The sequence below is a fragment of the Shimia sediminis genome (assembly GCF_003990645.1).
GTDB lineage: Bacteria > Pseudomonadota > Alphaproteobacteria > Rhodobacterales > Rhodobacteraceae > Shimia > Shimia sediminis.
On record NZ_RYZK01000001.1, the window covers coordinates 146154 to 162838 of the forward strand.

Genomic DNA, 16685 nt, shown 5'->3' on the forward strand with positions numbered 1-16685 from the left:
GATGTTCCAATTCCTGTCAGGTGCCTGGGCGTTGTTGCTGGGCATGTTGCTGTTGACCCTTGGCAACGGTGTTCAATCGACGCTCCTCGGGATCCGCGGAGAAATCGAGGGCTTTTCGACCTTTGAGATGTCTTTGGTGATGGCCGGATACTTTGTGGGTTTCCTGGGGGGATCGCGCATGACACCCGAGATGATCCGCCGTGTCGGACATGTTCGGGTCTTTGCGGCGCTGGCCTCGTTCATTTCGGCCGTTATCATCATCTATCCCACCTTTACCAATCCGGTCGTTTGGTTCTTTTGCCGGGTGCTGATCGGTTTCTGTTTCTCTGGCGTGTATGTGACTGCGGAAAGCTGGCTCAACAACGCGGCCACCAATGAAACCCGTGGTCAGGCCCTGTCGCTTTACGTGATCGTGCAGATGATCGGCGTGATTGCCGCCCAGGCCATAATGGTGACGGCGGATCCGTCTGGTTTCGTGCTGTTCGTCATCCCCTCGGTGCTGGTCTCGATCTCGTTTGCGCCCATTCTTCTGAGCATTTCGCCCACCCCTGCCTTTGAGGCGACCAAACCGATGAGCCTGCGGGAACTGGTCAGAATCTCACCCTTGGGAACAGTGGGCATGTTCCTGCTGGGAGGCGTCTTTGCCGCCCAATTTGGCATGTCTGCGGTCTATGCAGCTTCGATCGGGATGTCGGTCAAGGACATCTCGATCTTTGTCGCCTCGTTCTACGTTGGCGGTATGCTGGTTCAGTATCCACTGGGCTGGCTCTCGGACCGCATGGATCGTCGGGTTCTGATCCTGTTTGCCGGGCTGATCGGAGGCGCAGGTGCCCTGATTGGGATGGTCTTTGGCACATCCTTTGCCATGCTTCTGGTCGCCGCGGCTTTGATTGGCGGGTTCTCCAACCCGCTGTATTCGCTCTTGATTGCCCACGCCAATGACTATCTGGAGCACGAAGACATGGCCGCCGCCTCTGGCGGAATGGTGTTCATCAACGGTCTTGGCGCCATTGCCGGGCCGGTTCTGACCGGCTGGCTGATGGGTTTGGCAGGCCCGTCGGGCTACTTTCTGTTTCTGGCCTTTCTCATGCTGGCGATCAGCGCCTATGCGGCCTTCCGCATGACACGTCGCGCCGCAGTGGCCATTGAGGATACCGGCACCTATGCCCCCGTCCTGCCGACATCTTCTCCTGTCGCCGTCGAAGCTGCGCAGGAATTCGCCATCGAACTGGCCCTGGAAGAGGAAGAGGCAGAAAACGCCATGTAATATGTCGTTGATGTCGCAATTTGTTACTTAAAAAAGTCTTAATTTCCTGTGTAACATTTTTATGTCACCGTGGTGGGTGACTCATACAAGGAGTTTGGGCGATGGCAGGGCCCGAAGAAATCTTGAACTTCTGGCTGGACGAGGTCGGCCCCGAAGGGTGGTACGCGGTCTCGGACGAGTTGGATCAACAGATCCGTGACAGGTTCATGGACACATGGAAGAGCGCACAAGAGGGCAGCTTTGCGCAGTGGTTGACATATCCCAGCGGTGCGCTGGCCTATATCATCCTCAACGACCAATTCCCGCGCAACATGTTCCGTGGCACGTCTAAGGCCTTTTGCTCGGATCGTGCAGCACTCGCAGCGGCCAAGGCAGCCATTCATCAGAAATGGGACCTGAAAATCGACGAGCCCGCGCGCCAGTTCTTCTATCTTCCGCTGATGCATTCTGAAAACCTGTGTGATCAGGAACGCTGTGTGCGGATGATGTTGCAGCGTATGCCCGAAACCGGCGCATCCAATATGCTGCACGCCAAGGCGCATCGCGAAGTGATCCGCCAGTTTGGCCGCTTTCCGTATCGCAACGATGCTCTGGCGCGCCACTACACTGGCCCCGAGAAAGAGTACATTGATCTCGGCGGGTATGGGCACACGGTGCAGGAACTGCAACGCGCCAGCTAGTCGCTTTGTTTTTCTAGCTGGCGGCGTCTTCGGCTTTGCAGCTGCGAAGCTGCAAAAGCACGTCTGTCGCACTTTCGGCAGTGGCACGTATAGATGTCTGCATGACCCGTTCCGGCGTTTTGGAGATATTGGTCAATACATCGTTGAGCCTTTGTGCCTCGGATTCGATCTTGGACAGTTTCAACTGAAGGTCTGCACCTGGAGAGCGTTGGCTCACCTCTGTGCGCAATGCCACCACTTCCTGTGTCAAGGTGTCGATCCGGGTCTTAACTGGCGCCAACACACTCAGGTTGCTTGAAAACTCCGCCGTGACACGTTCGACCGTGCCGGACAGCTGCCAGAGCAAGAACAGGCACAGCGCAACAAGAACCAGCGTGGCGTTCACACAGGCAAGCAACAAGTCTTTTAGAATCTTCATCACCAAATTCCCTAAGTCTCTTTGGGACCAAAGTGGTCGAATTTCCAAAAGATGCCCAGCCCGAGTTTTCAGATGGCCCATGGGGCAGGGGCAAGTTGAAGTGCTTTGGCAACTCCTCTAGGCTCGCAGTAACGTGCAATGAATGAGGGTCTCCAATGTCATCTAACTTCGATCTGATCGTGATCGGCGCTGGTCCCGGTGGCTATGTGGCGGCTATCCGTGGCGCACAGCTGGGGCTCAGGGTTGCGATTGTCGAGCGCGAGCATCTGGGGGGCATATGCCTCAATTGGGGCTGCATTCCGACCAAGGCGCTTTTGCGCTCGTCAGAGGTGTTTCACCTGATGGAACGCGCCAGCGAGTTTGGGCTCAAGGCTGAAAAGATCAGCTACGATCTCGACGCTGTGGTCAAACGCTCGCGCGGGGTTGCGAAACAACTCTCGGGTGGCATCGGCCACTTGATGAAGAAGAACAAGATCACGGTCGTGATGGGCGAGGCGACGCTGCCTGCCAAGGGCAAGGTTAGTGTTAAAACGGGCAAAGGCACCGAAGACCTGACCGCCAAGAACATTGTGCTCGCCACAGGCGCCCGGGCGCGTGAATTGCCGGGGCTCGAGGCCGACGGTGATCTCGTCTGGACCTACAAGCACGCGCTGCAACCGCCCCGTATGCCCAAGAAGCTCTTGGTCATCGGATCAGGCGCCATCGGCATTGAATTCGCCAGTTTTTACAATACCCTCGGGGCAGATACGACCGTGGTCGAGGTGATGGACCGTGTGTTGCCCGTGGAAGATGCTGAAATCTCGGCCTTCGCCAAGAAGCAATTCATCAAACAGGGCATGACCATCATGGAAAAGGCCATGGTCAAGCAGCTGGATCGTGCCAAGGGCAAGGTGACCGCGCACATTGAAGTAAAGGGCAAGGTAGAAAAGCACGACTTTGACACGGTGATTTCCGCCGTTGGTATTGTCGGCAACGTCGAGGGGCTGGGGCTGGAAGGTCTGGGCGTCAAGGTGGACCGCACCCACGTTGTGACGGATGAGTATTGTCGAACCGGTGTCGATGGCCTTTTTGCCATAGGTGATATTGCTGGCGCGCCCTGGCTTGCGCATAAGGCGTCTCACGAGGGTGTCATGGTCGCCGAGCTGATTGCGGGCCAAAATCCGCACCCCGTCAAACCTGAAAGCATCGCAGGCTGCACCTATTGCCATCCACAGGTGGCCTCGGTCGGCTATTCCGAGGCCAAGGCCAAGGAGCTGGGTTATGAGATCAAGGTGGGCCGCTTTCCCTTTATCGGCAACGGCAAGGCGATCGCTCTGGGCGAGGCCGAAGGCATGGTAAAAACCGTGTTTGACGCCAAAACCGGAGAACTCCTGGGCGCGCATATGGTCGGTGCCGAGGTGACAGAGATGATCCAGGGATACGTGGTCGGGCGCACCTTGGAAACGACCGAGGTCGAACTCATGAACACGGTTTTCCCGCATCCGACCCTCTCGGAAATGATGCACGAAAGTGTGCTCGACGCCTATGGGCGTGTGATCCATATGTAAGCGCCAAGATCTTCGCAGACCGACCACAATCCCAGCCAAATGAAAGAGGCAGAATGCCCAGCCTGAACCGCATTGTCATGGCCAAGTCCAGTCGGCAAATGATCCGATCCCTTGGACCTAAAAAGCTGAATGTTGCAGAGATTTCAGGGCATTGGGGGCAAATGTTCGACTTTAAGTCCTACCAGCAATACCGCTATCCCGAGTATGACGTCTGCGCCGGGCCCTTTACGGATGAAGACGGCAAACCGCTTAAGTTTGACCTGATCCTCGCCAATCAGGTCTGGGAGCATCTGGACCGCCCTTATATGGCCACCAAAAACATCCGAAAGATGCTGCGCAAGGGTGGTCATTTCTGGCTGGCGGTGCCGTTTTACATTCCCTTCCACGCGGCCCCAACCGACTGTTCGCGTTGGTCTGCGCGGGGTCTCAAGAACCTGCTGATCGAATGTGGGTTCAAAGAAGAAGACATTCAGGCAGATCAATGGGGCAACCGCAACGCGGCCCTGCGCAACTTGGAACCCAAATGGCCGCCAGAGTATGACGAGGTCAACGATCCGTTGGACAACGACCCGGATATGCCAATCTGTGCCTGGGCTCTTGCACAGAAAACCTGATAATCCACGGTTCAATCGTTACAGACAATGTACACGAACCTTCGGTGGACGCCTCCTGAAGTATTCTGTCAGTAGGGCATGATATTGAATTTGCACAGATTTGTACTCCCAGCATGCAGTTTGGCCGGTTTAGCACGCAATAGTTCCTGTTTCGTTCTCATTTTTTGGTTGGCGTCGGGGTGGGATTAACCTATCTCTAGGGAACAGGTTTGGGGGCATTGATGGCTGAACTGAAGAACATCGAAGTGCGCGGCGCACGCGAGCACAATCTCAAGAACATCGACGTGGACATTCCCCGCGATCAGTTGGTGGTGATCACTGGTCTTAGTGGCTCTGGCAAGTCGTCATTGGCCTTTGACACAATCTACGCCGAAGGTCAGCGCCGGTATGTCGAAAGCCTGTCGGCCTATGCCCGCCAGTTTCTGGATATGATGGAAAAGCCGGATGTCGACCATATCAGCGGTCTCAGCCCGGCGATTTCGATCGAACAGAAAACCACATCGAAGAACCCCCGGTCCACCGTTGGCACGGTGACCGAGATCTACGACTATTTGCGTCTCTTGTTCGCGCGGGTCGGCACACCCTATAGCCCGGCCACGGGCCTGCCCATCGAGGCGCAACAGGTGCAGGATATGGTTGACCGGATCATGACGCTGGAGGAGGGCATGCGTGGCTATCTTCTGGCGCCGATCGTGCGCGACAGAAAAGGCGAATATCGCAAGGAATTCCTCGAGTTACGCAAGCAGGGCTTTCAGCGTGTCAAAGTGGACGGCGCGTTTTATGAACTGGATGAACCGCCCACGCTCGACAAGAAATTCCGCCATGACATCGACGTGGTGGTCGACCGTCTGGTGATCCGCGAGGGGTTGGAAACCCGTCTGGCGGACTCATTGCGCACAGCGCTTGATCTGGCTGACGGCATCGCCATTCTTGAAACCGCTCCGAAAGAGGGTGAGCCCGAGCGGATCACCTTTTCCGAGAACTTTGCCTGCCCAGTCAGCGGTTTCACCATCCCAGAGATTGAGCCGCGGATGTTTTCCTTTAACGCGCCATTCGGGGCCTGCCCGGATTGTGATGGTCTGGGGATGGAACTGTTCTTTGACGAACGTCTTGTGGTTCCGGATCAGACGCTCAAGGTTTACGATGGCGCATTGGCCCCTTGGCGCAAGGGCAAATCTCCGTATTTCCTGCAAACGATTGAAGCCATCGCCAAGCATTTTGAGTTCGACAAGAACACACCGTGGAAAAGCCTGCCCAAGAAAGTGCAGCAGGTGTTTCTCTATGGATCGGGCGACGAGGAAATCGAGTTCCGCTATGACGAAGGGGGCCGTGTCTATCAGGTCACCCGTGTGTTCGAAGGGGTCATCCCCAACATGGAGCGCCGTTACCGCGAGACTGACTCGAACTGGATTCGCGAAGAGTTCGAGCGCTACCAGAACAACCGCCCCTGCGGCACCTGTCGCGGTCACCGCCTGCGCGAAGAGGCTCTGGCAGTGCGCATCGGCCGTGGCGATGACCTGCGTCATGTGGGGCATGTTGTGCAAATGTCGATCCGCGAGGCGCTTGCCTGGATCGACGACGTGCCGAATCAGCTGACGCCCCAGAAACAAGAGATCGCGCGGGCCATCGTCAAAGAGATTCGCGAACGACTTGGCTTCCTGAATAATGTGGGATTAGAATACCTTACGCTCTCACGTTCAAGTGGGACCCTGTCGGGGGGCGAAAGCCAACGTATCCGTTTGGCGAGCCAGATTGGCTCAGGCCTGACGGGGGTTCTCTACGTGCTGGATGAACCTTCGATTGGTCTTCACCAACGCGACAATGACCGCCTGCTGGGCACGCTCAAAAACCTGCGTGATCAAGGCAACACCGTGATTGTGGTGGAGCATGACGAAGAGGCCATCCGCGAGGCTGACTACGTGTTCGACATCGGCCCGGGTGCCGGTGTTCACGGTGGTCAGGTGGTTTCTCAGGGTGTTCCGGCAGAGATCGCCGCAGACGCGGCCTCGCTCACCGGGCAATATCTCTCGGGCCAGCGCGAGATTGGAATTCCTGTTGACCGGCGCGATGGCAACGGCAAAAAAGTGAGCGTTGTCAAAGCCACCGGCAACAACCTACAGAAGGTCACAGCCGATTTCCCGCTGGGCAAATTCGTCTGTGTCACCGGTGTGTCCGGTGGGGGGAAATCGACCCTGACCATCGAAACCCTTTTCAAAACCGCCTCGATGCGCCTGAACGGTGCGCGCCAGACACCGGCGCCCTGCGAAACCATCAAGGGGCTGGAGCATCTGGACAAGGTCATCGACATCGACCAGCGCCCCATCGGGCGCACACCGCGGTCCAACCCGGCCACCTATACCGGCGCTTTCACGCCGATCCGTGACTGGTTCGCGGGCCTGCCCGAGGCCAAGGCGCGGGGCTACAAGCCGGGCCGCTTTAGCTTTAACGTCAAGGGCGGTCGCTGCGAGGCCTGTCAGGGCGACGGTGTCATCAAGATCGAGATGCATTTCCTGCCGGATGTCTACGTGACCTGCGAGACCTGTCAGGGCGCACGCTACAACCGCGAAACTCTGGAAATTCGCTTTAAAGGCAAGAGCATAGCGGACGTTCTTGATATGACTGTCGAGGACGCGCAAGACTTCTTCAAGGCGGTGCCAGCCATTCGGGACAAGATGGACGCCCTGGCGCGTGTGGGTCTTGGCTACATCAAGGTCGGCCAACAGGCGACCACGCTTTCCGGTGGCGAAGCCCAGCGGGTGAAACTGTCAAAAGAGTTGGCCAAACGGTCCACGGGGCGGACGCTCTATATCCTCGATGAGCCGACCACAGGCCTGCATTTCGAGGATGTGCGCAAGCTGCTCGAAGTGCTGCATGAGTTGGTTGATCAGGGCAACACGGTGATCGTGATCGAGCATAACCTTGATGTTGTGAAAACCGCGGACCACATCATTGATATCGGCCCCGAGGGCGGCGACGGTGGTGGAGAAATCGTTGCCATTGGCACGCCCGAAGAGGTGGCCGAAGAGGGGCGCAGCCACACAGGCCGCTATCTGAAAGAGATGCTGAATGCCAAGCGGGTTGCCGCGGAATAGAAAGAGCGACAGGGTCAGCCCCTGTCACTCTTTTGGGTTTTAGTCTTTGGACATCGGGCAGGTGCGGATGCCAAAGATTGAATAAAGCGGGCAGGACGACATCAACCCTGTCGCCAGTGGAATGACGCCGATCCACATCCAGACCCCGTATCCCATCACAGCCCCGAGGATCAAAAGGGCCCCAATGACAATGCGGGCGATCCGGTCGAGGTTTCCTACGTTTTTGGACAGCATGGTTTTTCCTTTCTTTGCAATGGATTGCCTGCTGTCTAACCGGATTCGCAATGTGCGTCTGTGACCGCGGTCACATAGCGCCACGTTCCGCAAGGGCAGCGGCGCGCAACCCTTCAGAATCGCGGATCGTAACTGTGCCACGGCCGGTTTCCACGAGGCCGCGTCTGGCCCAGGCCTCGAGTCTGCGGGATACCACTTCGCGCGCGGTGCCCAGCTGTGCTGCCAGTTCGGCCTGCGTGATGTGTATCGGCGCGTCGGGCTTGGCCTCCAACTTCAGCAGTCTTTCGGCCAAACGTGCTTCAACAGTTTGAAAGGCGAGCTTTTCCAGCATCTCCATCATCAGTTGCATCCGCCCGGCAAAGGCATTGAATACAACGCCACGAAAGGCTTGAGAGGTGGCCATCAACTCGGAAAACAACGCGCGCGGCAACAAGACCAACTTTGTGGCCTCGGTGGTTTCGGCCTGCGCGCTGTAATCCGTGTCGCCCCCCATCAGCCCCAGCGTGGACTGAATGCAGGACTGACCGGGGACCACCGAATAAATCAGGATTTCGCGGCCTGAAGCCGTTGCCAGGGTCACATCGACTCGGCCCGCCAGAACAATCGCATAGCCCTGAACGGGATCACCCGGCTGAAACAGCCGGGCACCTTTGGGGAGCTGAATGGGCTTCAGGCGCGATAACTGCGCCTTGTCGTGGTCGGGCAGGGCAGCAAGTGTCGTGTCCTCGCCAACCCAGGTCATCAGCCGCGCCCGCGCTTTTCGAACCGGGGCAGCATGGCTGAGAAATCCATACCCGCGCCGTCTTCGCTTTCGACGAACTGCGCATAAAGATCGCGTGCCATCTGACCCATCGGGGTATCTGCATCGGCTGCTTCGGCGGCCTGTTGTGACAGGCGCAGGTCTTTCAGCATCAGGTCAGCGGCAAAGCCGGGTTTGTAGTCATTGTCCGACGGAGATTGCGGACCAACGCCGGGCGCGGGACAATAGGCATTCATGGTCCAGCTATAGCCGGATGAGGTGCTGACCACGTCGAACATTTTTTCCCGGCTCAGGCCCAGTTTGTCAGCCAAAGCAAAGGCTTCGCAGGTGGCGATCATGGTCACACCAAGGATCATGTTGTTGCAGATCTTGGCCGCCTGACCTGCGCCTGCCTCGCCACAATGCACCGCTTTCTGGCCCATGATGTCGAACAAAGGTTTCGCTTTGGTAAAGGCATCGTCGCTGCCGCCCGCCATAAAGGTGAGCGTGCCGCCAGCAGCGCCGCCCACGCCGCCCGAAACGGGGGCGTCGACTGACAACAGGCCTGCCGCGGCGGCCTGTTCGGCGACAGCACGGGCGCTTTCCACATCGACGGTTGAGCAATCCACAAGCGCTGCGCCCCGGTCCATGGCCGGGATCAGCTCATTGGCGACGGCACGCAGGATGGCGCCGTTGGGGAGCATGGTGATCACGACGTCTGCGCCCTTGGCGGCCTCAGCGCCCGAGGGTGCCATGCTGACCCCTTCGATCGCAACGTCTGCCATGTCAAAGCCGGTGACATCATGGCCTGCCTTGGCCAGATTGGCGGCCATCGGACCGCCCATGTTTCCCAAACCTATGAAACCGATTTTCATGGCTTATTCTCCCTTTTCAAATGTCAGTGCCGCGTCTCCCAAAGGCATGAGCATTTGGCTGACCGCCATGACGGGCAGTTTATCAAGCTCATGTTTCCATTGGGGATTTCGGTCTTTGTCGATGATCTGCGCGCGAATACCTTCGAGGAAATCCCCGTGCTCCATCGCGCGATAGGTAAAGCGGTATTCCTGATCCAGCGCACCATGAATGGTGCCATTGGTGCGGACGCGGTGGATGATCTCCAACGCACAGCCCATGGCGAGTGGCGAGTTGCGCGACAGCTTTTTCAGCGTGTCACGGGCAAAGCCGCTGTCGGCGGCGTTCAGCGCGTTGACGATGTCCAGAAGGGTCTCGCCACCGAACTCTGCATCGATCTCGGCCGCCTGCGCGGCGATGGGGCCGGGATCGATGTGTTTTGCGGCCTCGTCAACTAGGGACCAATCGCCGGTTTCCTCGATTTTCTCAATGAGATCAGGCCATTGGGCCTCGGGGATGTAATAGTCGGCGAAGCCTGCGTGAATGGCATCTCCGGCGTTCAGGCGGGCCGCGGTGAGGCCGAGGTACTCGCCCAGCCGTCCTGGCGCATGGGCGAGGATGTAGGAACCGCCCACGTCCGGAACCAACCCAATGCCGCATTCCGGCATGGCGATCTGGCTCGTGTCTCCGACCACGCGGTGGCTGCCATGACAGCCCACACCAACGCCGCCACCCATGGTAAAGCCTTGCATAAAGGCCGCGACCGGTTTGGGAAATTCGAACATTTTGGCGTTCATTCGGTACTCATCAGCCCAAAATTTTTGTCCAAATGCGTAATTTCCGTTGGTTCCGGTCTCGTAAAGCTCCGCGATATCACCGCCCGCGCAAAAGGCTTTTTCACCTTCGGCGTCGATCACGATCATCTGTACATCGTCATCCGTGGCCCACTGATCCAGTGCCTCTTCGATGGCAATGCACATCTCGTAGGACATCGCATTCAGCGCTTTGGGGCGGGTGAATGTGATGCGGCCGGTCTTGCCGGACTTGCGGATATTGATGTCACTCATGGACCAAAAATCCCTGTCTGTATCGCGTCGGTATCACGTCGGTATTACGTCGGTATTTTGCTAACGCTTTTGTAACCTATTGGACGTCAGGCCGCATCCGCGATCATCTGGCGCGAGATGATCAGGCGCATGATCTCGTTGGTACCTTCGAGGATCTGGTGCACGCGCAAATCGCGCACGATCTTTTCGATGCCGTAGTCCGCCAGATAGCCATAGCCGCCGTGCAGCTGCAGGCAGCCATTGGCCACGTCAAAGGCCGCGTCGGTCACCATCAGTTTGGCCATGGCGCAGAACTTGCTGGCATCATGCGCGCCGTTATCCAGTTTCCAGGCGGCCTGACGCAGAAAGGTGCGGGCGGCTTGCAGCTTGGTTTCATACTCGGCCAGGCGAAACTGCAACGCTTGGAATTGATTGATGGATTTGCCAAATGCCTTACGCTCAGACATGTACTGCATGGTGAGGTCCAGCGCGTTTTGAGCGCCACCAAGGGCCGAAGCCGAGATGTTCAGACGTCCACCGTCCAGACCAGCCATGGCATAGGTAAAGCCTTTGCCCTCTTCGCCGAGCATGTTCTCGTGCGGGACAAGGCAATCGTCGAACTGCACCTGGCTGGTTGGCTGCGCCTTCCAGCCCATTTTTTGCTCATTGGCGCCAAAGCTGAGGCCCGCCATGCCGGTCTCCACGACCATGGTGGAGATCCCCTTGGGGCCGTCTTCGCCGGTGCGGCACATGGTGACATAAACGTCGGAATAGTTGCCGCCCGAGATGAACGCCTTGGTGCCGTTCATGTTGTAGCCTTCGTTGGTTTTGTCGGCGCGGGTGCGCAGGGCGGCTGCATCCGAGCCGGAACCCGGCTCGGTCAGGCAGTAGGAGAACACTTTCTCCATTGTGCAGAGGTCAGGCAGCCATTTCTGCTTGTTTTCCTCAGTGCCGAACTTGTCGATCATGCCGCCGCACATGTTGTGGATCGACAAAAAGGCGCCAACGGCAGGGCAGGACATGGCAAGGGCTTCGAACACCAACGTCGCATCAAGGCGCGAGAGACCCGAGCCGCCATATTCTTCCGAGACATAAAGCCCGCCAAAACCCAGTTCCGCCAGCTGCGGCCATAGCTCTTTGGGGATGGTGCCCTCGGCTTCCCAATCTCGCGCGTTGGGCGCGATGTGCTCCTCGGCAAAGCCCTTGGCCATGTCAAAAATCAGGGTTTGTTCTTCGGAAAGTGCGAAGTCCATCAGGTTCCTCCCAAAACGCGCAATTGAACAGTTGTTAAATTATACAATTCTTGCACCAATGTGTCAGCGCGCAATTTTGCAAAACGGGTCCGCAGAATTACAAATCCGCGTGGAATTCCTCGGTCAGGTGGCGCACGACGGCGCGCAGGGCTTCATCGTGGCTGTAATCGGCCTGAATGGCGTCCGCATACACCGCGCGCTGGCGGTCGGATGAGTTGCCGTCGCGCAGAATGTTCATCGCGTTTTCAATCTCTTGCATGGACCCGAGCGCCTCACCGTCCTCTTGTACCAGGTCGATCATTTCCTGTAGCAGATCCGCAAAGGGCACAATTTCCCGCAACCCCCAGTCGACCAACCCTTCGGACATGCCATAGCGCTGCGCCCGCCAGCGGTTTTCCTCGATCAGGAAGCGATCATAAAGCCGCCAGCGCTGGTTGTGAGTCGACAGCCGCCAGAGCATACGGGTCAATCCCTGGATAAGCGCCGCCAATGTCACCGTGTGTTCGAGCCGGGGCATCACGTCACAGATGCGGGTTTCCAGCGTCGGGAAGCGCGAGGAGGGGCGCAGATCCCACCAGACCTTGGAACTGTCCTCGATGACGCCAACATCGGTCATCGCCTGAACCGAGCGTTCAAAGGTGCTCCACGAATCCATATTGGGGGGAAGGCCGGTGCGCGGCAGGTTGTCGAAGACGGTCAGGCGGTAACAGCTCAGGCCGGTGTCTTCGCCCTGCCAATAGGGGGACGAGCAGCTCAGCGCCAGAAGATGCGGCAGGAAATACCGAAGCTGGTTCATCAGGTCGATGCGGCGGTCAGGTTCGTTGATGCCGACATGCACATGCATGCCACAGATCAACATGCGGCGCACAACCCCGGCCAGATCGTCGCGCAACGCGTTGTAGCGATCCTTGTCCGTGTGGTGCTGGTCGCGCCAATCGGAAACCGGGTGGCAAGAGGCTGCGATAGGGGCAAGGTTATAGTCGCTTGCCACCCGCGCAACGGTAGAGCGCAGTCGTTTCAGATCGTCTCGGGCGTCTGCAACAGTGCGGCACACGGTGGTGCCAATTTCAATCTGGCAATTCAGGAACTCAGGGCTGACCTGGCTTTGCAGCTCGGCCATGCAGGCATCCATCATGGCTTCGGGGGCAGGGGCGAGGTCGAGGCTGTCTTTGTCGACAAGCAGATATTCTTCTTCCACTCCAATGGTGAAATCCGGTTCTTTCAATGACATGGCCGTCCTCCCAAACGGGTATGCGCCAAGTTCAGCAGGAATTTGCCGCGATTACAAGTTTGTGCCCGCGGGGGTGTGACAAGAAAACATTCCAGCGGGGGAATGTTTTACCTTGAATCGAATTCCAAACTCAGAATATGTAAAGCCGAACGCGCATACCCATGGAGAGATGACATGAAAACAGTCCTGAAGCAGCTGCTGCTTGCTATCAGCCTTTTGCTGGCCCCGCTGACGGCCTCGGCCGAGCAATCAGAGATGCGGTTGTTCGTCAATTTGACCACCGATGACACCTGGGCTGCGGCCAAGGCGATCATGTTCGCCCACCAAAAGGCGCAAAATGCCGGCCACGAGGCCGCGATCTGGCTGAATGTGCGCGGCGTCTACCTGGCCGACAAAAAACGCCCCAGCCACGTGCACGGCCTGATGGCCGAGAACGGCACCTCCATTCAGGACATGCTGCAGGCCTTTATTGCGGATGGTGGCACGGTCATCATGTGCGGTGCCTGTTCCAAGGCGGCTGGCCTGACCAAGGCTGACTATATTGACGGCGTCGTCATGGGGAGCACGGACCTTGTGGCGGGATGGTTGTTTGATCCCAACACCCAAACGCTGGCCTGGTAGGCCAGAAAAACGGACCCGGCCGGATCAGGCCGGGTTCTCTCAAACTGTCGGCGAAAGTACTTCGGCGATACTGTTTTCACGCAGACCAAGCACGGCAAGCGCCTCGGCTTCTTCTTCGATGACCATGGGGACAACCGAGGGGAACGGCTCCCACGATCGCAACACCAGCTGCGCCAGTGCCTTGGTGTCAGGCTTGTCGGCCAGATAGACAATCAGGGTTTCCGCAGGGCCGCCCATGAACACGTCAGCCTTGGTGGCCTGCATCTGCATCATCTTGGGAAAGTCGTACTGGATCTCGATAACAGGCCGCAGATCGACAAGTTGTTTCAGGCCGGGACGACAATCGGGATGTTTGGCATAGTCCGCAAAGGTCGCCATCGTTTCGTCCATTGTCGCGGTGCCCTCGTAGCGGACATAGACAAGGCCATGATTTTTCAGGATTTTATACGATACTGGCATGCACTACTTACAGATATGAAAACGGGGCAACCGTGGCTGCCCCGTACACAAAATCAGATTTTGACCAAAGGATCAATCCATCGGTTTAAAGTTGAACTCGCCGCCCACGCGGATGCCCGAGGGCCAGCGCGAGGTGATGGTCTTGGTGCGGGTGTAGAACTTGAACGCGTCGGGACCGTGCTGATTCAGGTCGCCAAAGGCGGACTTCTTCCAGCCACCAAAGGTGTGATAGGCCAACGGAACCGGGATCGGAACGTTGATACCGATCATGCCGATGTTGATCCGGTTGGCAAAGTCACGCGCGGTGTCACCGTCACGGGTAAAGATCGCGGTGCCGTTTCCGTACTCGTGATCCATCGCCAGACCCAGCGCCTCTTCGTAGTCGTTGGCACGTACCATCGACAGGACGGGGCCGAAGATCTCGGTGGTGTAGATGTCCATGTCCTTGGTCACGTTGTCAAAGAGGTGCGGACCGACAAAGAAGCCATCCTCATAGCCTTGCAGGTTAAAGTCGCGGCCATCGACCACCAGATCGGCGCCTTGCTCAACACCGGTCTCGATCAGACGCAGGATGTTGGCCTTGGCGGCGGCTGTCACAACCGGACCATAGTCTACGTCGTCGCCTGCGGTGTAGGGACCAACCTTCAGCGCTTCGATGCGCGGGATCAGCTTGTCACGCAGCTGGTTGGCGGTTTCTTCGCCAACAGGCACGGCAACCGAGATCGCCATGCAGCGTTCGCCAGCCGCGCCATAACCTGCGCCGATCAGCGCGTCAGCGGCTTGGTCGAGGTCGGCGTCGGGCATGATGATCATGTGGTTCTTGGCGCCACCGAAGCACTGAACGCGCTTACCCTGGGCACAGCCGGTGCCGTAGATGTATTCGGCAATCGGGGTCGAGCCGACAAAGCCAACAGATTGGATGATCGGATCATAAAGGATCGCATCCACGGCTTCCTTGTCGCCGTTCACCACCTGAATGATGCCCTTGGGCAGGCCTGCTTCTTCCAGCAGCTCTGCCAGCATCAGCGGCACAGAGGGGTCACGCTCGGAGGGTTTCAGGATAAAGGCGTTGCCACAGGCGATGGCGGGCGCAAACATCCACATCGGGATCATGGCGGGGAAGTTGAACGGGGTGATGCCCGCGGTCACACCCAGGGCCTGACGCATCGAGTACATGTCGATGCCGGGGCCGGCGCTGTCGGTGAATTCACCTTTCAGCATCTGCGGCGCGCCGATGCAGTATTCCACCACTTCCAGACCACGCTGAACGTCGCCCTTGGCGTCGGGGAAGGTTTTGCCGTGCTCGCGGCTCAGCGCTTCGGCCAGCTTGTCCATGTCGCGGTTCAGAAGGTCGACGAACTTCATCAGAACGCGGGCGCGGCGCTGCGGGTTGGTCGCAGCCCATGCGGGTTGCGCGGCGGCTGCGATGGCTACGGCCTGATCCATCTCTTCCTTGGAAGCCAGCGGGCACTTGGCCTGAACTTCGCCGGTAGCCGGGTTGAAGACGTCGGAAAAACGGCCCGATGTCCCTTTGACATGTTCGCCGTTGATATAGTGAGTCAGTTCTTGCATGGGGAGTTCCTCCAGATTTCCCGCAGAGAATAGGCTTGCAAAAATCATTGGAAAAGAGGCAAGATTTCAAAACAGTTTTGCAAAAATTCATAGGGGCCCAAAATATGCAGCCACAGTGGGATGATTTGCGGATATTTCTGGCCGTCGCCCGGGAAGAGAGCCTTTCGGCTGCCGGACGTCGTTTGAGCGTTGATCCTGCCACCGTGGGCCGCCGGGTCTCGCGGCTGGAAGAGGCTTTTGCAACACCGCTGTTTGTCAAATCACCCAGTGGCTATGCGCTCACGGACGCGGGGCAGCGGTTGATGACCCATGCCATGCGCGTTGAACAATCCTTGGAAATGGCGGCAGAGGACCTGAGCGGCGACCCCGGCGGGCTTTCGGGGCAAATTCGCATTGGCGCGCCGGACGGGGCGGCAAATTACCTGTTACCTCAGGTCTGTCACAAGATCGCTCAGGACAACCCGGATCTCGAAATCCAGATTGTTGCCTTGCCACGGGTCTTCAATCTGACCAAACGCGAGGCCGATATGGTGGTCGCCGTAAGCCCACCGACCGCGGGACGGCTGATGGTGCAAAAGATCACCGATTACAAACTGCACCTTGCCGCCGCGCGCTGGTATCTCAGGCGCGCGCCGGATCTGAAGTCGCTCGAAGACCTGAAGAACCATCAGATCATCGGCTATATTCCCGACATGATCTTTGACAAGGAACTCGACTATCTCAGCCTGATCGGCATCGAGACCCCCACCATCGCGTCAAATTCGGTCGCGGTGCAGGTCAATTGCGTGCGCATGGGCGCAGGCGTGGGAATCGTGCATGATTTTTCGATTCCCTTTCAACGCGGCATTCGCAAGGTGCTGACGGACGAATTCAGCCTGACGCGGGGATTTTACCTCGTTCGTCATGAAGATGACAAACGTCTGGAACGGCTCAACCGGTTTTCCGAGGCGCTGTGTCAGGGAATCCGCGATGAAGTGACCCGGTTGGAAGCGGAAACTTGACATAAGCGTTTCTTGCGGCGACGCTTGAAATTAAGCAATATTCTTAAGGAGGTTCCGCC

16 protein-coding genes are annotated in these 16685 nt (G+C 57.8%); 7 read left to right on the top strand and 9 right to left on the bottom strand.

What is annotated here, in order from left to right:
• Nucleotide 1: 1 nt before the first annotated feature.
• Both EK369_RS00755 and EK369_RS00760 read left to right on the top strand, forming a co-directional pair.
• A complete protein-coding gene (locus EK369_RS00755; RefSeq protein ID WP_127111780.1) occupies nucleotides 2-1267 on the top strand; it encodes an MFS transporter in 1266 nt (421 codons plus the stop codon).
• A 101-nt stretch (nucleotides 1268-1368) separates the two neighbouring features.
• Nucleotides 1369-1947: a DUF924 family protein gene (locus EK369_RS00760; protein WP_127111781.1), complete on the top strand. Its 579-nt coding sequence runs from the start codon at nucleotides 1369-1371 to the stop codon at nucleotides 1945-1947.
• A gap of 13 nt (nucleotides 1948-1960) precedes the next feature.
• Here EK369_RS00760 and EK369_RS00765 read toward each other — a convergent pair whose 3' ends face one another.
• Nucleotides 1961-2365, bottom strand: a complete 405-nt coding sequence (locus EK369_RS00765; protein ID WP_127111782.1) for a hypothetical protein — start codon at nucleotides 2363-2365, stop codon at nucleotides 1961-1963.
• Between the two features lie 155 nt (nucleotides 2366-2520).
• Between EK369_RS00765 and lpdA the strand changes: the two genes are divergently transcribed.
• From lpdA to uvrA, 3 genes are all read left to right on the top strand, one after another.
• Complete coding sequence (gene lpdA / locus EK369_RS00770) at nucleotides 2521-3912, top strand: dihydrolipoyl dehydrogenase (protein ID WP_127111783.1); 1392 nt, start codon at nucleotides 2521-2523, stop codon at nucleotides 3910-3912.
• Nucleotides 3913-3965: 53 nt separating this feature from the next.
• Nucleotides 3966-4526, top strand: coding sequence for a methyltransferase domain-containing protein (locus tag EK369_RS00775; RefSeq protein ID WP_127111784.1), 561 nt, complete (start codon nucleotides 3966-3968; stop codon nucleotides 4524-4526).
• Nucleotides 4527-4747: 221 nt separating this feature from the next.
• On the top strand, nucleotides 4748-7618 hold the full coding sequence (gene uvrA / locus EK369_RS00780; protein ID WP_127111785.1) for an excinuclease ABC subunit UvrA: 2871 nt from the start codon (nucleotides 4748-4750) through the stop codon (nucleotides 7616-7618).
• 39 nt (nucleotides 7619-7657) lie between these two features.
• Here uvrA and EK369_RS00785 read toward each other — a convergent pair whose 3' ends face one another.
• The 6 genes from EK369_RS00785 to EK369_RS00810 all read right to left on the bottom strand — a co-directional run bounded on the left by EK369_RS00785 (nucleotide 7658) and on the right by EK369_RS00810 (nucleotide 12973).
• The gene (locus tag EK369_RS00785; protein WP_206198004.1) at nucleotides 7658-7852 is read right to left on the bottom strand and encodes a YgaP family membrane protein; all 195 of its coding nucleotides are present in this window, start codon (nucleotides 7850-7852) and stop codon (nucleotides 7658-7660) included.
• A gap of 70 nt (nucleotides 7853-7922) precedes the next feature.
• On the bottom strand, nucleotides 7923-8594 hold the full coding sequence (locus EK369_RS00790) for a Crp/Fnr family transcriptional regulator (protein WP_127111786.1): 672 nt from the start codon (nucleotides 8592-8594) through the stop codon (nucleotides 7923-7925).
• Entirely contained in the window at nucleotides 8594-9466 is an 873-nt protein-coding gene (mmsB, locus tag EK369_RS00795; protein ID WP_127111787.1) for a 3-hydroxyisobutyrate dehydrogenase, read from the bottom strand. The genes EK369_RS00790 and mmsB overlap by 1 nt, the downstream gene beginning before the upstream one ends.
• A 3-nt stretch (nucleotides 9467-9469) precedes the next feature.
• Nucleotides 9470-10510 (bottom strand): enoyl-CoA hydratase/isomerase family protein, encoded by a 1041-nt coding sequence (locus EK369_RS00800; protein ID WP_127111788.1) that lies wholly within the window; start codon nucleotides 10508-10510, stop codon nucleotides 9470-9472.
• Nucleotides 10511-10596: 86 nt separating this feature from the next.
• Complete coding sequence (locus EK369_RS00805) at nucleotides 10597-11742, bottom strand: acyl-CoA dehydrogenase family protein (protein ID WP_127111789.1); 1146 nt, start codon at nucleotides 11740-11742, stop codon at nucleotides 10597-10599.
• A gap of 97 nt (nucleotides 11743-11839) precedes the next feature.
• Complete coding sequence (locus EK369_RS00810; protein WP_127111790.1) at nucleotides 11840-12973, bottom strand: carboxylate-amine ligase; 1134 nt, start codon at nucleotides 12971-12973, stop codon at nucleotides 11840-11842.
• A gap of 174 nt (nucleotides 12974-13147) precedes the next feature.
• Between EK369_RS00810 and EK369_RS00815 the strand changes: the two genes are divergently transcribed.
• On the top strand, nucleotides 13148-13594 hold the full coding sequence (locus EK369_RS00815; RefSeq protein WP_127111791.1) for a DsrE family protein: 447 nt from the start codon (nucleotides 13148-13150) through the stop codon (nucleotides 13592-13594).
• Between the two features lie 39 nt (nucleotides 13595-13633).
• Here EK369_RS00815 and EK369_RS00820 read toward each other — a convergent pair whose 3' ends face one another.
• A complete protein-coding gene (locus EK369_RS00820) occupies nucleotides 13634-14053 on the bottom strand; it encodes a hypothetical protein (RefSeq protein WP_127111792.1) in 420 nt (139 codons plus the stop codon).
• Nucleotides 14054-14125: 72 nt separating this feature from the next.
• Complete coding sequence (locus EK369_RS00825) at nucleotides 14126-15625, bottom strand: CoA-acylating methylmalonate-semialdehyde dehydrogenase (protein ID WP_127111793.1); 1500 nt, start codon at nucleotides 15623-15625, stop codon at nucleotides 14126-14128.
• 104 nt (nucleotides 15626-15729) lie between these two features.
• Between EK369_RS00825 and EK369_RS00830 the strand changes: the two genes are divergently transcribed.
• Nucleotides 15730-16626, top strand: a complete 897-nt coding sequence (locus tag EK369_RS00830) for a LysR family transcriptional regulator (RefSeq protein WP_127111794.1) — start codon at nucleotides 15730-15732, stop codon at nucleotides 16624-16626.
• The last annotated feature ends 59 nt before the right edge of the window (nucleotides 16627-16685 follow it).

Excerpts from the sequence above, each read along its gene's own strand:
- EK369_RS00815 (WP_127111791.1), top strand. The coding sequence starts at position 13,148 with ATGAAAACAGTCCTGAAGCAGCTGCTGCTTGCTATCAGCCTTTTGCTG.
- EK369_RS00755 (WP_127111780.1), top strand. The coding sequence starts at position 2 with ATGTTCCAATTCCTGTCAGGTGCCTGGGCGTTGTTGCTGGGCATGTTG.
- EK369_RS00825 (WP_127111793.1), bottom strand. The coding sequence starts at position 15,625 with ATGCAAGAACTGACTCACTATATCAACGGCGAACATGTCAAAGGGACA.
- EK369_RS00820 (WP_127111792.1), bottom strand. The coding sequence starts at position 14,053 with ATGCCAGTATCGTATAAAATCCTGAAAAATCATGGCCTTGTCTATGTC.
- mmsB (WP_127111787.1), bottom strand. The coding sequence starts at position 9,466 with ATGAAAATCGGTTTCATAGGTTTGGGAAACATGGGCGGTCCGATGGCC.
- EK369_RS00830 (WP_127111794.1), top strand. The coding sequence starts at position 15,730 with ATGCAGCCACAGTGGGATGATTTGCGGATATTTCTGGCCGTCGCCCGG.
- EK369_RS00775 (WP_127111784.1), top strand. The coding sequence starts at position 3,966 with ATGCCCAGCCTGAACCGCATTGTCATGGCCAAGTCCAGTCGGCAAATG.
- EK369_RS00760 (WP_127111781.1), top strand. The coding sequence starts at position 1,369 with ATGGCAGGGCCCGAAGAAATCTTGAACTTCTGGCTGGACGAGGTCGGC.
- lpdA (WP_127111783.1), top strand. The coding sequence starts at position 2,521 with ATGTCATCTAACTTCGATCTGATCGTGATCGGCGCTGGTCCCGGTGGC.
- EK369_RS00785 (WP_206198004.1), bottom strand. The coding sequence starts at position 7,852 with ATGCTGTCCAAAAACGTAGGAAACCTCGACCGGATCGCCCGCATTGTC.
- uvrA (WP_127111785.1), top strand. The coding sequence starts at position 4,748 with ATGGCTGAACTGAAGAACATCGAAGTGCGCGGCGCACGCGAGCACAAT.
- EK369_RS00810 (WP_127111790.1), bottom strand. The coding sequence starts at position 12,973 with ATGTCATTGAAAGAACCGGATTTCACCATTGGAGTGGAAGAAGAATAT.
- EK369_RS00790 (WP_127111786.1), bottom strand. The coding sequence starts at position 8,594 with ATGACCTGGGTTGGCGAGGACACGACACTTGCTGCCCTGCCCGACCAC.
- EK369_RS00800 (WP_127111788.1), bottom strand. The coding sequence starts at position 10,510 with ATGAGTGACATCAATATCCGCAAGTCCGGCAAGACCGGCCGCATCACA.
- EK369_RS00805 (WP_127111789.1), bottom strand. The coding sequence starts at position 11,742 with ATGGACTTCGCACTTTCCGAAGAACAAACCCTGATTTTTGACATGGCC.
- EK369_RS00765 (WP_127111782.1), bottom strand. The coding sequence starts at position 2,365 with ATGAAGATTCTAAAAGACTTGTTGCTTGCCTGTGTGAACGCCACGCTG.